Origin of the sequence: Pseudomonas cimarronensis, from assembly GCF_049331905.1 — a bacterium.
GTDB lineage: Bacteria > Pseudomonadota > Gammaproteobacteria > Pseudomonadales > Pseudomonadaceae > Aquipseudomonas.
Window position 1 is genome coordinate 3,552,841 of sequence record NZ_CP186283.1, and the last position, 20,247, is coordinate 3,573,087.

Here is a 20,247-nt window from a genome sequence, read left to right on the forward strand (position 1 = left end):
AACCCGCCAATTGGATGGCGGCTCTAACGTTTCTTTTTATAGAGCTTCGGCTCACCCTCGGGGCGTGTCTTGAAGCGCCGGTGCGCCCACAGGTATTGCTCAGGACACTGGCTGATCGCCTGCTCGATCCACTGATTGACCCGCAGGCAGTCAGCCTCTTCGCTCTCGGTGGGGAAATCCGCCAGCGGCGGATGAATCACCAGGCGGTAACCCTGACCATCGGGCAAACGTTGCTGAGTAAAGGGAATGACCTGAGCGCGGCCCATACGGGCGAACTTGCTGGTGGCGGTGACGGTGGCCGCAGGCACGCCGAACAGCGGTACAAACACACTGCGCTGGGCGCCGTAATCCTGATCCGGCGCATACCAGACCACCCCGCCAGCACGCAGCAACTTGAGCATGCAGCGCACATCGTCACGACCAATCACCCCAAGCAAACGCTGCTCGCGGCCGCGACGCTGTACGTAGTCAAACAGCGGATTCTTGTGCGGGCGGTACATGCCATACATGTTCTGCGCCATGCCGAGCAGGCCGCCACCCATTTCCAGGGTGGTGAAATGCAGCGCCATAAGGATCACGCCCTGCCCGTCAGCTTCGGCCTGACGCAGATGCTCCAGGCCCTCAATGGTGCCCAGGCGGCGCAGGCGCTCGGCGGGCCACCACCAGGCGATGGCCATTTCAAAGAAGGTGATGCCGGTGGAGGCGAAGTTTTCCTTGAGCAGCGCCTCGCGCTCGGCGGCGGGCATCTGCGGGAAGCACAGTTCCAGGTTACGCGCGGCGATCTTGCGCCGCGAACTGGCCAGGCGGTACATCACCCCACCCAAGCCTCGCCCCAGCCACAACAGCACCTTATAAGGCAGCTGGGCTATCAGCCACAGCAGGCCCAGGCCCAGCCACAACAACCAGAAACGGGGATGCAGGAAATAAGCGCGAAATACTGGGCGATCCATAAAGCAGGTCCGAGGCACGCAATAAAGCGCGGCATTCTATCAGGAGTTTGTCCGCCGCCTGGTTTCGCGGCGCGCAACTTGCGAGCACGCGGCGTTCTCGCTATAAGTCCGGCTTACTTTTCCTCCCGCGTCTAGATAAAGGCCGTATCAGGCAGACCATGAGCCAAGCTGATCTCCTCGAACAAGACCCCGTATTCCAGCTTAAGGGCAGCATGCTGGCCATCACCGTGATGGAGCTAGCGCACAACGACCTCGCCCGCCTCGACCAGCAGCTCAGCGAAAAAGTCGCTCAGGCTCCGGCCTTTTTCAGTAACACCCCACTGGTGCTGGCCCTGGACAAGCTGCCGGAAGGCGAAGGCGTGCTCGATCTGGCCGAGCTGATGGCGGTCTGCCGCAAGCACGGCCTGCGCACCCTGGCGATCCGCGCCAACCGCGAGGCCGATATCAGTGCCGCCGAAGCCCTGGACCTGCCCGTACTGCCGCCTTCCGGCGCGCGTGAACGTTTGATCGACCTGGCCCCGCCAAAACCGGAAAAACCCGCCGAACCCGAGTTCAAACCGAGCAAGATCATCACCAGCCCGGTACGCGGCGGCCAGCAGGTGTATGCCCAGGGCGGCGACCTGATCGTGCTGGCGCCGGTCAGCGCAGGCGCGGAACTTCTCGCCGATGGCAACATCCATGTGTACGCACCGATGCGCGGCCGAGCACTGGCCGGAATCAAGGGCAATCTCAAGGCGCGGATTTTCTGCCAGCAGATGGGCGCCGAACTGCTGTCCATCGCCGGCCAGTACAAGGTGGCCGAAGACCTGCGCCGCGACCCGTTATGGGGTGAAGCGGTGCATGTCAGCCTGTCGGGTGACGTGTTGAACATCACCCGCCTTTAACGGATACTGCCGCCACTTTTCAAACAGGGCAGCCGGACGCCTGAATAGGCCACGGAACCTGCGTTTTCTCTACATTTTGGGGTGAATCACCTTGGCCAAGATCCTCGTTGTTACGTCCGGCAAAGGTGGCGTCGGTAAAACCACCACCAGCGCTGCCATCGGTACCGGCCTCGCCCTGCGCGGGCACAAGACTGTCATCGTCGACTTCGACGTCGGCCTGCGTAACCTTGACCTGATCATGGGCTGCGAACGCCGCGTGGTGTACGACTTCGTCAACGTGGTCAACGGCGAAGCGACCCTCACCCAGGCCCTGATCAAAGACAAGCGCCTGGAAAATCTCTACGTGCTGGCTGCCAGCCAGACCCGTGACAAGGACGCCCTGACCCAGGAAGGCGTCGAGAAAATCATTAACGAGCTGCGCGAAAACTTCGAATACGTGGTCTGCGACTCGCCGGCCGGTATCGAAAAAGGCGCGCACCTGGCCATGTACTTCGCCGATGAAGCGATTGTCGTGACCAACCCGGAAGTTTCCTCGGTACGTGACTCCGACCGCATGCTCGGCCTGCTGGCGAGCAAATCGCGCCGCGCCGAGAAAGGCGAAGAGCCGATCAAGGAACACCTGCTGCTGACCCGCTACAACCCTGAGCGCGTGGTCAAAGGCGAAATGCTCGGCGTGGAAGACGTCGAAGAAATCCTCGCCATCCGCCTGCTCGGCGTGATCCCCGAGTCGCAAGCCGTACTCAAGGCCTCGAACCAGGGCGTGCCGGTGATCCTCGATGACCAGAGCGATGCAGGCCAGGCCTACAGCGACGCGGTTGACCGCCTGCTGGGCAAGGAAGTGGCACACCGATTCCTCGATGTGCAGAAGAAGGGATTCATGCAACGCCTGTTTGGAGGTCGTGAATGAACATTTTTGACTTCTTTCGTGAACGCAAGAAAGAAACCACCGCGTCCATTGCGAAAGAGCGTCTGCAAATCATCGTCGCCCACGAGCGCGGCCAGCGCAGCCAGCCGGACTACCTGCCGGCCCTGCAGCAAGAGCTGGTCGAGGTGATCCGCAAGTACGTGAATATCGACTCGGATCAAGTACAGGTTGCACTGGAAAACCAGGGCAGCTGCTCCATTCTGGAACTTAACATCACGCTCCCCGACCGTTGATTGGTTGAGAGCATGCAACGGCGGCCCAGGCCGCCGTTTCTATTTGTGGAAAGCCCATGCCGCTGTCGAATGTCGAAATACTCCACCAGGACGCCGCCCTGCTGGTGATCAACAAGCCCACCCTGCTGCTCTCGGTACCCGGCCGCGCGGAAGATAACCGTGATTGCCTGGTCACCCGCCTGCAGGAAAACGGCTACCCGGAAGCGCGCATCGTCCATCGCCTGGACTGGGAAACCTCAGGGATCATCGTGCTGGCCCGCGACGCCGACAGCCACCGCGAGTTGTCGCGGCAGTTCCACGACCGCGAAACCGAGAAGGCCTACACCGCCCTGTGCTGGGGCCAACCTGCACTGGACAGCGGCAGCATCGATCTGCCGCTGCGCTACGACCCGCCAACCAAGCCGCGCCACGTGGTTGACCATGAGCAAGGCAAACACGCGCTGACCTACTGGAAAGTGCTGGAGCGCCACGCCGAGCATTGCCGTGTAGAGCTAACCCCCATCACCGGCCGCTCGCACCAACTGCGCGTGCACATGCTGTCCATCGGCCACCCGCTACTCGGTGACGGCCTGTATGCCCATGAACAAGCCCTGACCGCCTACCCGCGCCTGTGCCTGCACGCCAGTATGCTTAGCCTGACCCACCCACAAACGGGCGAGCGTATGCGCTTCGAGTGTCCGGCACCGTTCTAAAGACAGATCACGTGGATAAGAACCGTTTCTACGCCGCCACTCAAGGGGCCCCTGCCCAACCCACCTTGCTGCGCGCCCTCGACTGCTGGCAACAGCCGCCAGGCTTGGCGCTGGATCTTGGCTGCGGCGCAGGGCGCGACACCCTCGAACTACTGCGCCGTGGCTGGCAGGTTGTGGCGATTGATAATGAACCTCAGGCACTTGAATGCCTGCATGCGCAAGTACCGACCGAGCACCGGGAAGCACTGGAATCCCATTGCGCCGCGTTTGAACACTTCATGCTCCCCACTGCCAGCTTGATCAACAGCAGCTTCGCCCTACCGTTCTGCCCACCCTCGGCCTTCGGGCAACTCTGGCAACGCATAAGCGATGCGCTTCTCGACGGTGGTTTGTTTGCCGGACACTTCTTTGGCGAGCACGATGACTGGGCCAACAGCCCACAACTGACGATTCACAGCCGCGAACACTTGCAAGACTTGCTGCACGACTGGGAAATCATTGAGCTGGAAGAGATCGACCGAAGCGGAAAAACCGCAATCGGTCGCAGCAAGCACTGGCATCTGTTTTCTGTAGTCGCCCGCCGCTGACCCTTCGCCAAACAGCGCGCCGCCGCTCAGCCCTGCTTGCGCGGCCAGATCAGACTGAAACAGGCACCGCCCAGCGCTTCGCTGCGGCTGATCTGCGCGCGGCCGCCGTGCCAGTAGGTGATGCGGCGCACGATGGACAGGCCCAGGCCATGCCCGCCGGAGGCGCGGGTGCGGCTGTCGTCCAGGCGCAGGAAGGGAGTGAAGATATGCTCCCAAGCCTCTTCCGGCACGCCGGGGCCGTCATCTTCGACATCCAGTCGGCAGCGCTGCTGGCCGACCTGATAGCTGACCCGCACCCGTGATTCGGCATGACGCATGGCATTGCTCACCAGGTTTTGCAGGGCGCGGTGCAGGTAGCGCAGTTCAGCTTCGACCAGCGCCCCGCTGCCATCCAGCGCATCACGTGACGGGCCGTGTTCGACGCGCACGCTGGCACGCAGCGGTGCCAGTTCGGTAATCACCTGATCGATCAGCTCATCCAGCTCGACCTGCTGGAAGTTCAGTGCCGGCGCGCCCTGCTCCAGGCGGGCATAGGTGAGCATCTCGTCGACCAGCTTGTCGAGATCCTGGATGTCGCTGTCCATGCCCTCCATATATTTACGCCGCGCCGCGTCGGTTTCCGCATCACCGATCATTTCCAGCCCGAAGCGCAAACGCGCCACCGGCGTGCGCAGTTCGTGGGACACCGCACGGACCATCTCGCGCTGAATGCTCAGGGAGCGCTGCAAGTGCTCGGCCATGGCGTTGAAGGCCGCCGCCAGGCGCCCCACCGAATCGCTGCCGCGGGTCGGCACGCGGGCATCCAGACGGCCACTGGCGATGCGTGTGGCGGCGCCTTCCAGGTCACTCAGGCGCTGCTCCAGCGGACGCACCAGCAGGTACACCATCAGCCCGATCAGACTCAGGCCCAGCGCGCCGATCAGCACCAACCACTGCGCAGGGTAAGGATTCATCTGGTACAGCGGGCCGATTTCCAGCACCCAGGGCGTGTCGACGATGCCGGAGAACACATGAATACTGTCACCACCCCGCCCCAGGGCCATCACCGTGTCGCCTTCATCGACCCGGCGACGCTGATCGGGATCGAGGTCAGCCTGATCGAGGCGCACCAGGCGCAGGTCGAAGCCGAACTGTTTATCCTTTTTCAGAGCGGCCAGCCGGCGCGGCTGTTCATCCCAGGGGTAGCGCACCAGCTCATCGATCAGCAGAAAGCTGGTGGCACGCGCCAGTTGCTCACTGACCTGCTGGACATCGGCCACCAGCAACAGCGGTTGCTGCGCCAACTGACTGTAAATGCGCGCCTCATGCGGCCCGGTCTGCTGCACCGCAACCAAACCACGGCGCAGGCTGTTACGCACACCACTGTCCAGGCCGGCGTCATCCAGCGCCTCGATGCGCAACGGCACACCGAGCAAGCGCCCCCACACCGTCACCGCGCGCCGCCGCTCGATCTCCACCATCGGCGCGAGGTTGTCGGCCATCAGGCGAAACGTGCCCTGCGCCAGGCGTTCGCGGTATTGATCCACGCGCACTTCGTTGAGCAACTGCAAGGCACCGACGCCGAGCAGCGCCACCAGCACCAGCACCGCCAGCATGCCGCCATAGATGCGCAGAAAGATCGAGTTCATCAGCCGGCCACAACGCAGTTCATGCCATGGCCTCGGCGGCTTCAGCGACAAACAGGTAGCCCTTGCTGCGCACAGTCTTGATCAACCGTGGGTGCATCGGGTCGTCGCCGATCTTCGGGCGGATGCGCGAAATGCGTACGTCGATTGAGCGATCCTGGCCGTCGTACTCGATACCACGCAGGGCGTTGAAGATTTCTTCGCGCGAAAGAATCCGCCCGGCGTTGGAGGTCAGCAGCCACAGCAGGTCGAATTCGGCACTGGTCAGCTCAATGCTCTGCTCGCCCAACCAGGCCTCACGCATGGCGCTGTCGATCACCAGCTGGCCGAATTGCAGACGGCGACGCTCGCTGGAGGCCTGCGCCTCGCTGCTGCCTTCATGGCGCCGCAGCAGCGCACGGATACGCGCCAGCAGCACGCGTGGGCGCACCGGTTTGCACACGTAGTCATCGGCGCCCATCTCCAGGCCCAGCACCTGATCCATGTCATCCGTACGCGCGGTGAGCATCAGAATCGGCCCGTCGTACTGCCCGCGCACTTTGCGGCAGATCGACAGACCGTCTTCGCCGGGCAGCATCAGATCGAGAATCACCAGGTCGGGCTGCTCCTGCAGAATCCGTGCAGCCGCCAGTGCGCCGTCCATCTCGATGGACACATTCAGGCCATTGCCCTGCAGGTACTCACGGGTCAGCTCGGCCAGACGCTGGTCGTCCTCGACAATAAGAATGTGCCACGACTGCTGCTCCACAACGGACTCCCAGACAAGACCAAAACGGTCGGCATTGTAGCAATGCACCGGGCAGTGCATAGCGCATGCCAAAAACTTGCAAAAACACTAGATGTAGTATCCGTCTGTGAGCCAGGCCACGCTTGTGCAACAGGCAGAAAAACCCCGTTCAACACCGACGAACGGTACACCCCAGCCAACACGCGGGCTTGCCGTCATTTGCTCGGTTTAACCCACAAACCACCCACAACTTATCCACAGGTTGTTAGCCATCGATTGCCTTGCAATACCCCACATAGCGCATTATCTTGTATGCCAATCGCGCGACACCCACCACATGTTGGGTTTAGCTTGGCAACCGGACACAAGAAGAATGACTCGCACACGGCCTGGTCCCAGACCGTCACCGGTGGCCTGAAACGCTTTATGCAGTACGCCTGCGCTACTTCGGCAGGTTTGGCTCCAGCGTCGCGCAGTGCGCACCTGAGCACGAATAACCGGTCAACCGCACACGCGGTTGCACCACTAGATGTAGTAGTTGGGGCGCAAAAACGCCTTGACGTGTGACTTTTGAGCCAGGAAGGCGCTTTAGTCGTTCCTTCCCTGCCCAATTTGCAAGTCCCCGTGTACCCAGCCTCTGGCTGTGCCCACGGTATTGTTGAAATGGAATGAAGGCAGTAGCCGGCAGTGATCGACGGCAAAGCGTCTAACTAATAAATACAGAACATGGAGACTTTCATGCACACCGACACCTCTCGCGAGAACCCGCAGGCCAATGCGCCGCAGGCTACCGATGACAACCAGAGCCTGAGCGCCACCGCGCCAGGTCAACTGCGGGTGATCAAGCGTAACGGCACCGTGGTGCCGTACACCGATGACAAGATCACCGTTGCCATCACCAAAGCCTTTCTCGCGGTAGAAGGCGGCACCGCTGCCGCTTCGTCGCGCATCCATGACACCGTCGCGCGCCTGACCGAGCAGGTCACCGCCACCTTCAAACGCCGCATGCCGTCCGGCGGCACCATCCATATCGAAGAAATCCAGGACCAGGTTGAACTGGCCCTGATGCGCGCCGGCGAGCAGAAAGTCGCCCGCGACTACGTGATCTATCGCGAAGCCCAGGCCAACAAGCGTAAGGCCAGTGCCGGCAGCGAAATTGCCCAGCCGCACCCGAGCATCCGTGTCACCCACGCCGACGGCAGCGTTGCGCCGCTGGACATGGGCCGTCTGGACACCATCATCCGCGAAGCCTGTGAAGGCCTGGCCGAAGTCGATGGCGAACTGATCCAGAAAGAAACCCTGAAGAACCTCTACGACGGCGTAGCGCAAAGCGACGTCAGCACCGCCCTGGTGATGACTGCACGCACCCTGGTTGAGCGTGAGCCGAACTACAGCTACGTCACCGCCCGCCTGCTGATGGACAACATCCGCGCCGAAGGCCTGGGCTTCCTCGGTGTCGCCAGCAGCGCCACCCACCACGAGATGAGTGAGCTGTACGCCAAGGCCCTGCCGGCCTACATCGCCAAGGGTATCGAGTTCGAACTGCTGAACCCGGTGCTGGCCAGCTTCGACCTGGAAAAACTCGGCAAGGCGATCAACCACGAGCGCGATCAGCAGTTCACCTACCTGGGCCTGCAGACCCTCTACGACCGCTACTTCATCCACAAGGACGGCATCCGCTTCGAACTGCCGCAAGTGTTCTTCATGCGCGTGGCCATGGGCCTGGCGATTGAAGAGAAGCAGAAAGAAGACCGCGCCATCGAGTTCTACAACCTGCTCTCCAGCTTCGACTACATGGCCTCGACGCCGACCCTGTTCAACGCCGGTACTCTGCGTCCGCAGCTCTCCAGCTGCTACCTGACCACCGTGCCGGACGACCTGTCGGGCATCTACAACGCCATCCACGACAACGCCATGCTGTCCAAATTTGCCGGCGGCCTGGGCAACGACTGGACCCCAGTACGCGCACTGGGCGCCTACATCAAAGGCACCAACGGCAAGTCGCAAGGCGTTGTGCCGTTCCTCAAAGTGGTCAACGACACCGCGGTAGCAGTTAACCAGGGCGGCAAGCGCAAGGGCGCGGTCTGCGCCTACCTGGAAACCTGGCACATGGACATCGAAGAGTTCATCGAGCTGCGCAAGAACACCGGTGACGACCGTCGCCGCACCCACGACATGAACACCGCCAACTGGATCCCGGACCTGTTCATGAAGCGCGTGTTCGACGACGGCAAGTGGACCCTGTTCAGCCCGAGCGAAGTGCCAGACCTGCACGACCTGACCGGCAAAGCCTTCGAAGAGCGCTACGAGTACTACGAAGCCCTCACCGAGTACGGCAAGATCAAGCTGTTCAAAACCATCCAGGCCAAAGACCTGTGGCGCAAAATGCTCTCGATGCTGTTCGAGACCGGCCACCCATGGCTGACCTTCAAGGACCCATGCAACCTGCGCAGCCCGCAGCAGCACGTGGGCGTGGTGCACAGCTCCAACCTCTGCACCGAGATCACCCTGAACACCAACGCCGACGAAATCGCCGTGTGCAACCTGGGTTCCGTGAACCTGCCGAACCACATCGTCGACGGCAAGCTGGACACCGCCAAGCTGGAAAAGACCATCAAGGTCGCCGTGCGCATGCTCGATAACGTTATCGACATCAACTACTACTCGGTGCCGCAGGCGCGTAACTCCAACTTCAAACACCGCCCGGTGGGCCTCGGCATCATGGGCTTCCAGGACGCCCTGTACCTGCAGCACATCCCGTACGGCTCCGACGCCGCCGTGGAATTTGCCGACAAGTCGATGGAAGCCGTCAGCTACTACGCCATCCAGGCCTCCTGTGACCTGGCTGACGAGCGCGGCAGCTACGAAACCTTCCAGGGTTCGCTGTGGAGCAAAGGCATTCTGCCGCTCGACTCCCAGCAGATCCTCATCGAAGCCCGTGGCCAGAAGTACATCGACGTAGACCTGAACGAAACCCTGGACTGGGCACCGATCCGTGCCCGCGTGCAGAAAGGCATCCGCAACTCGAACATCATGGCCATCGCACCGACCGCCACCATCGCCAACATTACCGGCGTATCGCAGTCGATCGAACCGACCTACCAGAACCTCTATGTGAAATCGAACCTGTCCGGCGAATTCACCGTGATCAACCCCTACCTGGTACGCGACCTCAAAGCTCGCGGCCTGTGGGACTCGGTAATGATCAACGACCTGAAGTACTACGACGGTTCCGTGCAGCAGATCGAGCGCATCCCGCAAGAGCTGAAAGACCTCTACGCCACCGCGTTTGAAGTCGACACCAAATGGATCGTTGACGCCGCCAGCCGTCGCCAGAAGTGGATCGACCAGGCGCAGTCGCTGAACCTCTACATCGCCGGCGCTTCGGGCAAGAAACTCGACGTGACCTACCGCATGGCTTGGTACCGTGGCCTGAAAACCACCTACTACCTCCGTGCCCTGGCCGCGACCAGCACCGAGAAGTCCACCATCAACACCGGCAAGCTGAATGCCGTATCCAGTGGTGGCAACGATGGCCTGAGCGCAGCACCGGCCAAGGCCCCGGAAGTGGAAATGAGCGCAGGCCCGGCTCCGGTCCCAAAAGCCTGTGCCATTGATGAACCAGACTGCGAAGCCTGCCAGTAAGGTGTTCGGCAGCGCGCGGATCTGAGCGGCATTCGCGGCGTTACCTGCTAGAGCGGCCCCCATCACGTACATGCGTACGCTCAGGGGCTCCACTCCAGCAGGTGCCTAGCGACTACTCGCTCAGCTACACGCTTGAACGTCGGGCGAAGAGCAAAGCAACACCTGTAGGAGCCAGCTTGCTGGCGATGCTTCAGCTGAACCAGCAGCCCTACAAAACGTGCGGCACGAAACACGATCAGTCCCCTCTCCTGCTTGCGGGAGAGGGTTAGGGAGAGGGGCAAAAGCAACACCGCCCTCCCACTTATTACCAACCCCCGCCCTTACCGGCGTGGGCTTCGGGGCAACGGCCAGCCACTAGAGCCACCCCGACCAGCGGTACCCGTTTCACCCTTGCGCGCGATACGCAACGGAACATAATCAGAACTATCTGTATATCCATACAGGCCGGCACTTTCACCGGCCCGCAAGCAGGAGCCAAGCCATGCTGAGCTGGGATGAATTCGACAAGGAAGACGGCGCCGACGCCGTAGTAGCCAACAAAGCCACTGCCCAACTGGCAGACATGAACATCGACAAGCTCGACCAGGCCGGCGGTGCCGCCGCCGTCGAAGCCCGCGCCGTTGCCGCTGACGACAGCGCCGCCGTGGCCCGCGCCAAAGCTGCCCTCGACCAGCTCGACATCCAGGAAGGCCTGGACGAACTGGAAGGCTCCGCGGCCCGCGTACAGGTCGGCGATAAGCAGATGATCAACGCCCGTGCCGACCTCAACCAGCTCGTACCCTTCAAGTACGACTGGGCCTGGCAGAAGTATCTGGATGGTTGCGCCAACCACTGGATGCCGCAGGAAGTGAACATGAACGCGGACATCGCGTTGTGGAAAAGCGCCGACGGCCTGACCGACGACGAACGCCGCATCGTCATGCGCAACCTCGGCTTCTTCTCCACCGCCGACAGCCTGGTCGCCAACAACCTGGCCCTGGCCGTGTACCGCCTGATCACCAACCCCGAGTGCCGCCAGTACATCCTGCGCCAGGCCTTCGAAGAAGCGATCCACACCCACGCCTACCAGTACTGCATCGAATCGCTGGGCATGGATGAAGGCGAGATCTTCAACATGTACCACGAGATCCCGAGCGTCGCGAAAAAGGCCTCCTGGGGCCTGAAATACACCCGCGCCATCTCCGATCCGCAGTTCAACACCGGCACCGTCGAAACCGACAAAGAACTGCTGCGCAACCTGATCGCCTACTACTGCGTACTGGAAGGCATCTTCTTCTATTGCGGCTTCACCCAGATCCTCTCCATGGGTCGCCGCAACAAGATGACCGGCGTGGCCGAGCAGTTCCAATACATCCTGCGTGACGAGTCCATGCACCTGAACTTCGGCATCGACGTGATCAACCAGATCAAGATCGAAAACCCGCACCTGTGGGATGCCCAGCTCAAAGACGAAGCCACCCAGATGATCCTGCAGGGCACCCAGCTGGAAATCGAATACGCACGCGACACCATGCCGCGCGGCGTACTGGGCATGAACGCCGCGATGATGGAGGACTACCTCAAATTTATCGCCAACCGTCGCCTGACCCAGATCGGTTTGAAGGAAGAGTACCCAGGTACTACTAACCCGTTCCCATGGATGTCGGAAATCATGGACCTGAAGAAGGAGAAGAACTTCTTCGAGACCCGTGTGATCGAGTATCAGACTGGTGGGGCGTTGAGCTGGGATTGACCACGCTGTTCACTCAAAATCACTAAATCGTAAAACTGTTTCACCACACGTGAAATGAATGCACCAAAAAGGCTGCCGATGGGCAGCCTTTTACATTGAATCAGATGAGAGTCATGAAGCTTCTCAACACTTATGACGACCGTGCCGAAGCTGAAGAAGCAGCCGAGAAATTAACAGGGGACAAGCGCCTAGCCAGTGAACGCGACGCTACTGTAACCGTCTACAACCTATTCGGTAATCCAAGTTGGGGCAATTTTCACCGCCTGAGCATGTACAACCTAGACGAAATGAAAACCCTACTGGAGCGGCGCTCTAACTGGCAGGCCATCGATCAGTCCCGACATGCAGAGATCATAGCAACGCTGAAAACCGTGGCTAAAAACTATGGGATTGAGGTGCCAGAGCACTGGTTGTAAAGGCAGTTCTCAAAGGGCTACTTTGAGATAGCCCCTTCCCGTTAAAATCGACAACCTTCACAGTCGAGCAGTCGTAACGGAAAGAAATAGTCGACAATTTGTGGGACGAATTGCTGTAAATGCCAGCAGGTGAAAGACTTGCCAAGTAAAAATAAGAATGCAGCAGCATACCGAATAGTGAGAACACTGAAATTGGGAGAGCGTAAATGACGGCTACTGCACAAATCATCCAATTAAAAACTGATCATCATGCGCATATCGACTGCATAGACAACCTCGAATATATGCGCGCGCTGCCAGACCGCAGCATCCACTTAATTGCAACCTCCCCCCCATACAATATTGGCAAGCGTTACGAAAAACGATCTTCACTTGACAAGTACTTAGCCGAACAAGCAGCCACAATCGCGGAGTGTGTTCGACTACTTAGTGATAACGGAAGCATATGCTGGCAGGTCGGCAACCATATTACAAAAGATGGCGAAGTTGTACCTCTAGACATCCTGCTTTACCCTCTCTTCAAACACCACGGATTAAAGCTTAGAAACCGAATAATTTGGCATTTCGAACACGGACTGCACTGCACCAAACGATTCTCTGGCCGACACGAAAGTATTCTTTGGTTTACCAAAAGCGACGAATATCAATTCAACTTAGACCCTGTTCGAGTACCATCAAAATATCCAAATAAACGTTATTTCAAAGGACCCAAAGCGGGCCAACTCTCATGTAATCCACTTGGGAAAAACCCTGGTGACTTGTGGATAATTCCAAATGTTAAAGCAAATCATGTCGAGAAAACGGAGCATCCATGCCAATTCCCTGTCGAGTTGATTGAGCGCCTGGTTCTTTCGATGACCCAAGAGGGTGATAGCGTACTAGACCCATACATGGGAGTTGGTAGCGCAGTGCTGGCGGCACTAAAACACGGCAGGCGCGGTTATGGCTGCGACATTGAGCAACAGTACGTAGACATTGCATGGGACCGTATACGTGAATTGCGCGCAGGGACACTTAAAACGCGCCCGATGAACAAACCTGTTTACGACCCGAGCCTACCAGGCGGGGGTCACAATTGAAAGTCGACACGGAAAGCTACCGATTCGCCTCTGAGATATTGCAGCACGCCAATCACCGAGCGGCGTGGGACGAAATCAGTGAGGTTTTGGAGAATACTCCCCTTTTCATTTACCCTGGTAAATCCTCAAAAAACAAAAAGCTTGACGTTGTTCAACAAGTGATGAACACCTATTTCGATAGACGATTGTCTGTAGATTTAGGGTGGGAATATCACCCTCTAGCGACGCGCATAGAAAACAGTGGGCTTGCCGCCGACTTCCGGAAGTCCTTCGGCGAGATGGTCATACAAGTTGAGGTCCAATTCGGAAATATGTCTCGCTGGTACAGCGATATATTCAAATTCCAAACAGCCTACTCGCAAAGCTTAATAAATATTGGACTGTGCGTATTACCGACAGCTGTAATGGCTCGACGCATTGATTCAAATGTAGCGCAATATGAACGTGCATTACGTGAACTCCCATCTGCGGAGCTCTCAATTACATTGCCTATCGTATTAGCGGGATTAACTCCAGACGAAAACACCGAGACCATTGATATTAGCCGATGCCAATTCCAAAATCTCGCTGCAATTACTGGACGAGGCGGCATAGAGAATCGATGGCGTATAGTTCACGGCTATTTGAACGGAATCCCGATGGAGGAAATAGGACCGCATAGTGATACAGGCCCCCTGTTGCAAGCTGCACTGGTCGCGGATGCATCTGAAGAGTAAGTGTTGCCGCTGACCGAAAACTGCCCCAGGTGCTCCACTTCTTCCGCTCATTTTTTGAGCAGGAGAACATAGGGTGATCAGTATGGAATGATTGGCAAAATTCACCGGATGTATTTTGAAGGGAAAAGGGGGCAGATTTATGTTCTACGTCGTCCTCTTCTACTGGTTTCGCCCTTACGGCGAGTCACTTTCTCTTTGCGCGCGCAAAGAGAAAGTAACCAAAGAGAAAGCGCGCCCGGCATCCGGGTTTCGCTGCGCTCAACTTCCCTCGCTCCGGCACTGTTCCTAGGGTCGTCACGGTGGGCCATCCCTGGCCCATCGTTCCTCGTTTGGCATCCATGCCTGTTGTGGTCAACGAATTCTGGACACTGGTTTAGGTTTATCCGGCCAGTGATTCGGCTTCCACTGGCGTTCTGTATCCGTTGTAGCTGTGTGGTCGTTGATGGTTGTAGTAATCCGTCAGGTAGCGCAGCACATCAGCCTCAGCTTGCCCTTGGCTGGCATAGCCATGCTCCGGCATCCATTCCGTTTTCAGGCTTCTGAAAAAACGCTCCATCGGCGCGTTGTCCCAGCAGTTGCCGCGGCGGCTCATGCTCTGCTTGATACGGTAGCGCCAGAGCATCTGGCGAAATTCAATGCTGGTGTAGTGGCAACCCTGGTCAGAGTGAAACATCAGCTGCTGCGGGCAACCTCGGGACTCGTAGGCCACGCGTAACGCGCGTGTCGTGAGCTGCGAGTCCCGAGGTTGGACAGTGCCCAGCCGACGATGCGGCGCGCATACAAATCCATGACTGCTGCCAGGTAGATCCAACGATTACCCGCCCAGATGTATGTCACATCACCGCACCACACTTGGTTGAGGCCGCTCACTGTGAATTGCCGATCCAGTGTGTTGGCCGCAATGGCGCTTTCACCATCAGCCTTGCGGTAGCGATGCTTGCGACATTGCGAGCTGAATAGCCTGGCTTCTTTCATCAGGCGTCCAGCCAGAAAGCGACCAACCTGCACACCCTGTAATCGCAGCGCTGCCGATAATGTTCTGGCTCCTGCGGAACCACGACTTTGTGCATGAAGCTCGGTAGCAAGCTGACGCAAGGCAATTCGCCTGTGATCAACTCGGCGACGGCGTTTGCAAGCCTCGTAAACGCTGCTGCGCTGCACATCAAACACCCGGCACAGTTCGGCTCGTGGATACCGCTCACCCAATGCCTCAATCAGCGCTACTGATCGAGGGAGTCCGACATCAAGAGAGCGGTAGCCTTTTTTAGGATCTCTTTCTCCCGCTCTAGGCGTCGAACCTGGGCTTCCAGCTCCTGTATGCGCCTTTGCTCAGGAGTCAGAGCTTTGCTACGTGGTGGTGTAGTGCCGCCACGCTCGCTGCGCAGTTGCTCTACCCAGCGACGCAATGCAGTCGGGCCTACGCCCATCGATTTGCAGGCTTCGGGAATGGAGTACCCCTGATCCAAAACCAGGCTGGCTGCTTCGAGTTTGAAATCTGTACTGAATGATCTTCTGGTCACGTAAACACCTCATTGCTGGGCGTAGCTTAACGCCCTATCGGGGTGTCCAGAATCATTGAGCCACAACAGCTTCCGCTGCCGGGTGAAAAGAGTAATTCATCGAATCAGGGCTCTGGCCTTCTTCATCACCTCATCACCGGGCACAGCCTGAACCGCACCACTATCCAGCTCTTCTGCTCGCCGCCGCGCCTCAAGCAACCAGTCTGCTCGTAGCTCTTCTTCTGAGGGCGCATCCAGACTCAGGACCAACCGCTGAATCAGCTGTGCCCGCTCCTTCTTGGGAAGGTGCAGGGCTTCATCCTCAATTTTCTGCAGATCCATGACAAAACCTCTCGCTTAACTACCGGCAAAGCTTGGCACGGATGGCTAGCAGGTGCCATGACCAGGTGCCTGCACGCTACAAGTGGCAACCCAGCTGGATTCCACAGCCCCCGCCAAGCTGCTGCTATACAGCCCAACTTACAACGTACACAGCCCGCCCGGCACGGCCATCACCCAATCGCGCACGGCCTGAATGGTCGGGTCACTCTTGCGGTTTTCCGGGTACACCAGAAAGAACGGTTTGCCCTCCAGTTCCGGGCCGAAGGGTTGTACCAGGCGTTCTTCACGCAGTTCATCCTCGATCAGCTGACGGCTCATCAGCGCCACGCCCTGCCCGCCGATGGCGGCCGAGACGGCATGGGTCTCGTCGGAGAACACCAGCCCGGCGCTGACGTCCAGCCCCGGCACCTGCGCGTGCTTCTGCCACAGCGCCCAATCCAGCGGTGAAGACACCACAGCTTGATTGCGGAAGTGAATCAGCGAGTGTTTGGGCAGCTCGGCGGCATCGTGCAGACCGAGGTGCGGGCTGCAGGCCGGGATAAAGCTGTTGTCGAACAGTTTCTCCGCCACCAGCCCCGGCCAGCGGCCGTCGCCATAACGGATGGCGATATCTGCGGTCACGCCATCCAGCGCCACCGGCTCATGGGACGCGTGGATGCGCAGGTCAATATTCGGGTGGGCATCGCGCAGCATGCACACCCAGGACAACAGCCAGCGCACCGCCACCGCAGGTGTGGTGCTGAGCGTTATGGCCTGGCGACAGGGCACCGCGCTGAGGCGTACCGCCGTGGCGCTGATGCTGTCGAAGGCGCTTTCCAGCACCTGCTGCAACTCGCGCCCCTGGGCGGTCAGTTCCAGCTGGCGCGGCTTGCGCAGAAATAGCGCGACCCCGAGCGACTCTTCCAGGGCGCGAATCTGGTGACTGATCGCCGTAGCGGTCACCGAGAGTTCTTCGGCAGCCTGCTTGGCGCTCTGGTGGCGCGCAGCCGCTTCAAAGGCGCGCAAGGCAGAAAGCGAAGGTAACCAGCGCTGCGCCATAGATGAATCCCCTTCATCCATACCTGAAAATAATCGTCGTTTGTCGCCCGCTTTAGCTGGGCTTAGCCTGAGTCTGCTGCGAATAACAGATGAATTCAACTTCGAAAGGAGACTCGACATGCCACATATCCTGCACCTGGACGCCAGCGCCCGCCCCGGCCTCGCCGGCAAGGACCAACACGGCTCGCACAGCCGCAACCTCACGCAGCGCTTTGTCAGCCAGTGGCTGGCCAGGCGTGGGCAGGACAGCCTCACCTACCGCGACATCGGCCAGACGCCGCCGTCGATCATCAACCACGACTGGATCGCGTCCTCCTTTACCCCCAAGGCGCAACGCGAACCATGGATGCACACCACACTGATCGAGAGCGACCAGCTGGTGGATGAGTTGATTGCCGCAGACGTGCTGGTGATCGGCGCGCCGCTCTACAACTTCGGCATGCCGGCGGCGCTCAAGGCGTGGATCGACCAGATCGTGCGCCCTGGCAGAACCGTGGAGATCAATGAAGGCAACCTGCTTGAGCCTTACGTGCCGCTGCTGGCCGACCGGCAACGGCATGCGGTGATCCTCTCGGCCCGAGGCGGCATCGGCTTTGGCGTGGGCGGCGAGATGGCGCATATGAATCACCTGGAACCCAACCTGATCACCGCCCTCGGCTTTATCGGCATTACCCAGGTGCACCAGATTGCCATCGAGGGTCAGGAAGTCGGCGGAGAACTGCTGGCCGAGTCCGTGACTCAAGCCCTGAGCCAGGTCGATGCCTTGGTGCTGCAGCTGCAGCGAGCGTTGCAGGTAAACCGCACCCCAGAGCCGGCCTGAAAACCTGCCGCGCAGCGGCCGCGATACCAGGTGAACCGCGCATGCTTTGTCCACCCAGCACGTCAGCCGAGGGCGGTACACTAGCGCCCTCGCGCACGCCCCGGAGCCAGACTGACGATGTTCACCCTTGTACACCTAGATAGCCCGCCACCCGAATCGCTGAACAGCCAGGTGCTGCAGATGGTGGTGGACTACCTCAGCGACATCAGCCCGGTATCGCTGACGCCGAGCAACCCGCTGTATCAGCTGTACCAGTACGTGATCGGCTATGAGATGCACCTGTACCTGCGCGCCATGGACAGTGCGCAGCCAAGCAGCGCACGGCTGCTCCTCGCCCTGAGTGATCAGGACCCGTCACAGGTGCTGGGCTTTGCCCTGTACCTGCCGGCCCAGGACGCACCCGACGCCTGCACCCTGGCCTATATGGCCGTGCAGGCCAGCCAGCGCCGCCACGGAATTGCCCGCGCCATGCTGCAGCAAATGGTCGATCGTCACCCGCACGCCGAACTGGCCTGCGTGGCGGGCAAGGTCGCCACCTTCGAAGCCATGGGCTTTCAGGTGCTGGCCGCACGTGGGCCGCAGGTATTGATGAGCACCCGCGACCACAGCGCCAACGGCATGCTGGCGGTGCAGGACCTGGCGCCGATCTTCCAGTCCACGGAAGTCCGGCAGATTCACGCCTACCTGCTCAAGCAGCACGGCAAGCGGGCCATGAGCGATGCGGAGAAGCAGCGCGACCGCCTGCTCGACCAGATGGCCCAGCAGGCACAGGCGCTGGTGCGCGAACGGCTGACCGTGCACTGACCTGCCCATACCAGGGCGAGCGCAGAGAAAACGCGGGCAGAAAGCCAGCATAGCGCTGGCGAACCGCGCAGGCAGGGCAGTATATTCACGGCCATGACGTCAAACCCGCACCTGCCTCACGACAAACTACTGGATCTGCTGCTGGACGTTGTCTGCGTAGTGGATATAGAGGGCCGCTTTCTGTCCGTCAGCGCGGCCAGCGAACGGGTTTTCGGCTACCGCCCCGAAGAGATGATCGGCCGCACCGCCTTTGAACTGATGCACCCCGACGACCGCGCCGCCACCCGCACGCTGGTCAAGCAGATCAACTCAGGCAAACCCTCGCACGATCACGAAAACCGCTACATCCACAAAGACGGCCATATCGTGCACATCATGTGGTCCGCCCAGTGGCTGGAGGCCGAGCAGGTGCGCGTTGGTGTGGCGCGCGATATCACCCGACGCAAGCGGGCCGAGGCAGTTCAGGCGGCGTTGTATGCCGTCTCCGAAGCGGCCCACGCGGCGGGTGATCTGCACATGCTCTACGGCCGCGTGCATGAGGTGATGGCGCAGCTGCTGCCCGCCCGGCATTTCTGCGTGGCGTTGTATGACGCGGCGAGTGATCAGCTGAGCCTGACCTATCAGGTCGAACAATGCGCCACGCCCACCGCCACCAGCCGCTTCTGTGCCGAGGTGATCCGCACCGGCAACGCCCTGCTGCTGACGCCGGACACCGCCAGCCACTGGCTTGCCCAGCATGAACCCGAGGCCGCAGCGCCTGCTCTGGACTGGCTCGGCGTGCCGCTGATCTCGGGCACCCAGACCATCGGCGCACTGGTGCTGCAGAACCACAGCGCCAAGGTGCGCTACAGCGAACAGGACCAGGAGCTGCTGCAATTTGTCTCCAACCAGGTGGCCACGGCAATTGAGCGCAAGCGCACGCAGTCGCGCCTGGAGTTTCTTGCCCAGTACGATCAACTGACTGAACTGTCCAACCGCACGCTGTTTCTCGACCGTTTGCGCAGCGCCCTGCAACGGGCCAAACGCGACGCCCTGCAGCTGGCGGTGCTGTACCTCGACATGGATAACTTCAAGCAGATCAACGACAGCTTCGGCCACGGCACCGGCGATCTGCTGTTGCAGGAAGTGGCGCGGCGTTTGCGCCAGTGCGTGCGTGAGTCGGACACGGTGGGCCGCCTGGGTGGCGACGAGTTTGCGGTGATACTGGACAACATCGGCCGCCAGGAGGATGCCACCCTGGTGGCCGAGAAAATCATCACCGCCCTCAGCGCGCCCTACCTGCTCGATGGCCATCATTTGCTCAGCGCGCCAAGCCTGGGCATTGCGCTGTACCCCCAGCACTGCCAGAACGAGTTGCAGTTGGTGCAGTACGCGGATGAGGCCATGTACGTGGCCAAACGCAGCGGCGGCAAACGCTATGTGCTCGCACAGCAGCCGCTGACGGACGCCGGCTGACTGCGGCTGGCGATACCCGAATGGCCTCCCTGGCCAGCTGCGGTTTGCCAAGCCGAGGAACTTCACCTATGCACAAGA

General features: G+C 59.9%; 18 protein-coding genes and 1 pseudogene. 13 read left to right on the forward strand and 6 right to left on the reverse strand.

The genetic code is table 11. The annotated features are described in order from the left end of the window. Window positions 1-23: 23 nt before the first annotated feature. Window positions 24-950: a lipid A biosynthesis lauroyl acyltransferase gene (locus tag ACOCLD_RS16515; protein WP_422909947.1), complete on the reverse strand. Its 927-nt coding sequence runs from the start codon at window positions 948-950 to the stop codon at window positions 24-26. Between the two features lie 158 nt (window positions 951-1,108). Here ACOCLD_RS16515 and minC point away from each other — a divergent pair, with 158 nt between their 5' ends. From minC to ACOCLD_RS16540, 5 genes are all read left to right on the forward strand, one after another. Further along, window positions 1,109-1,834 (forward strand): septum site-determining protein MinC, encoded by a 726-nt coding sequence (minC, locus tag ACOCLD_RS16520; RefSeq protein ID WP_392540422.1) that lies wholly within the window; start codon window positions 1,109-1,111, stop codon window positions 1,832-1,834. Window positions 1,835-1,925: 91 nt separating this feature from the next. After that, window positions 1,926-2,741: a septum site-determining protein MinD gene (minD, locus tag ACOCLD_RS16525; protein ID WP_090251774.1), complete on the forward strand. Its 816-nt coding sequence runs from the start codon at window positions 1,926-1,928 to the stop codon at window positions 2,739-2,741. After that, on the forward strand, window positions 2,738-2,992 hold the full coding sequence (gene minE, locus ACOCLD_RS16530; protein ID WP_025165363.1) for a cell division topological specificity factor MinE: 255 nt from the start codon (window positions 2,738-2,740) through the stop codon (window positions 2,990-2,992). Before minD ends, minE begins: the two co-directional genes overlap by 4 nt. 56 nt (window positions 2,993-3,048) lie before the next feature. Continuing rightward, entirely contained in the window at window positions 3,049-3,684 is a 636-nt protein-coding gene (locus ACOCLD_RS16535) for an RluA family pseudouridine synthase (protein ID WP_422909948.1), read from the forward strand. An 11-nt stretch (window positions 3,685-3,695) separates the two neighbouring features. Continuing rightward, entirely contained in the window at window positions 3,696-4,271 is a 576-nt protein-coding gene (locus ACOCLD_RS16540) for a class I SAM-dependent methyltransferase (protein ID WP_422909949.1), read from the forward strand. Between the two features lie 26 nt (window positions 4,272-4,297). Here the strand turns inward: ACOCLD_RS16540 and ACOCLD_RS16545 are convergent, their stop codons facing one another. Then, window positions 4,298-5,899 carry an ATP-binding protein gene (locus tag ACOCLD_RS16545; protein WP_422909950.1) on the reverse strand — a complete coding sequence of 534 codons (1,602 nt, stop codon included), beginning with the start codon at window positions 5,897-5,899 and terminating at the stop codon, window positions 4,298-4,300. Between the two features lie 19 nt (window positions 5,900-5,918). Further along, a complete protein-coding gene (locus ACOCLD_RS16550; RefSeq protein ID WP_422909951.1) occupies window positions 5,919-6,644 on the reverse strand; it encodes a winged helix-turn-helix domain-containing protein in 726 nt (241 codons plus the stop codon). A gap of 717 nt (window positions 6,645-7,361) precedes the next feature. On the opposite strand from ACOCLD_RS16550, the gene ACOCLD_RS16555 reads away from it, so the two are divergent. The 5 genes from ACOCLD_RS16555 (at window position 7,362) to ACOCLD_RS16575 (ending at window position 14,211) form a co-directional block, all read left to right on the forward strand. After that, on the forward strand, window positions 7,362-10,268 hold the full coding sequence (locus ACOCLD_RS16555) for a ribonucleoside-diphosphate reductase subunit alpha (RefSeq protein WP_422909952.1): 2,907 nt from the start codon (window positions 7,362-7,364) through the stop codon (window positions 10,266-10,268). A gap of 481 nt (window positions 10,269-10,749) precedes the next feature. Further along, entirely contained in the window at window positions 10,750-12,000 is a 1,251-nt protein-coding gene (locus tag ACOCLD_RS16560; protein WP_257778770.1) for a ribonucleotide-diphosphate reductase subunit beta, read from the forward strand. Window positions 12,001-12,113: 113 nt separating this feature from the next. Beyond that, window positions 12,114-12,416, forward strand: a complete 303-nt coding sequence (locus tag ACOCLD_RS16565; RefSeq protein WP_422909953.1) for a hypothetical protein — start codon at window positions 12,114-12,116, stop codon at window positions 12,414-12,416. Between the two features lie 206 nt (window positions 12,417-12,622). After that, window positions 12,623-13,495, forward strand: coding sequence for a DNA-methyltransferase (locus ACOCLD_RS16570; protein ID WP_422909954.1), 873 nt, complete (start codon window positions 12,623-12,625; stop codon window positions 13,493-13,495). Next, complete coding sequence (locus ACOCLD_RS16575) at window positions 13,492-14,211, forward strand: BglII/BstYI family type II restriction endonuclease (RefSeq protein WP_422909955.1); 720 nt, start codon at window positions 13,492-13,494, stop codon at window positions 14,209-14,211. The genes ACOCLD_RS16570 and ACOCLD_RS16575 overlap by 4 nt, the downstream gene beginning before the upstream one ends. Window positions 14,212-14,590: 379 nt before the next feature. Here ACOCLD_RS16575 and ACOCLD_RS16580 read toward each other — a convergent pair. The 3 genes and pseudogenes from ACOCLD_RS16580 to ACOCLD_RS16590 all read right to left on the reverse strand — a co-directional run bounded on the left by ACOCLD_RS16580 (window position 14,591) and on the right by ACOCLD_RS16590 (window position 17,090). After that, a pseudogene (locus tag ACOCLD_RS16580) lies at window positions 14,591-15,731 on the reverse strand (IS3 family transposase). A 96-nt stretch (window positions 15,732-15,827) separates the two neighbouring features. After that, window positions 15,828-16,052 (reverse strand): addiction module protein, encoded by a 225-nt coding sequence (locus tag ACOCLD_RS16585; RefSeq protein ID WP_257778774.1) that lies wholly within the window; start codon window positions 16,050-16,052, stop codon window positions 15,828-15,830. 138 nt (window positions 16,053-16,190) lie between these two features. Continuing rightward, window positions 16,191-17,090, reverse strand: coding sequence for a LysR substrate-binding domain-containing protein (locus ACOCLD_RS16590; protein WP_422909956.1), 900 nt, complete (start codon window positions 17,088-17,090; stop codon window positions 16,191-16,193). A 118-nt stretch (window positions 17,091-17,208) separates the two neighbouring features. Here ACOCLD_RS16590 and ACOCLD_RS16595 point away from each other — a divergent pair, with 118 nt between their 5' ends. From ACOCLD_RS16595 to ACOCLD_RS16605, 3 genes are all read left to right on the forward strand, one after another. Then, window positions 17,209-17,910, forward strand: a complete 702-nt coding sequence (locus tag ACOCLD_RS16595) for an FMN-dependent NADH-azoreductase (protein ID WP_422909957.1) — start codon at window positions 17,209-17,211, stop codon at window positions 17,908-17,910. Window positions 17,911-18,027: 117 nt separating this feature from the next. Continuing rightward, the gene (locus tag ACOCLD_RS16600) at window positions 18,028-18,714 is read left to right on the forward strand and encodes a GNAT family N-acetyltransferase (protein WP_422909958.1); all 687 of its coding nucleotides are present in this window, start codon (window positions 18,028-18,030) and stop codon (window positions 18,712-18,714) included. Between the two features lie 93 nt (window positions 18,715-18,807). Beyond that, entirely contained in the window at window positions 18,808-20,169 is a 1,362-nt protein-coding gene (locus ACOCLD_RS16605) for a diguanylate cyclase domain-containing protein (RefSeq protein WP_422909959.1), read from the forward strand. Window positions 20,170-20,247: the final 78 nt, after the last annotated feature.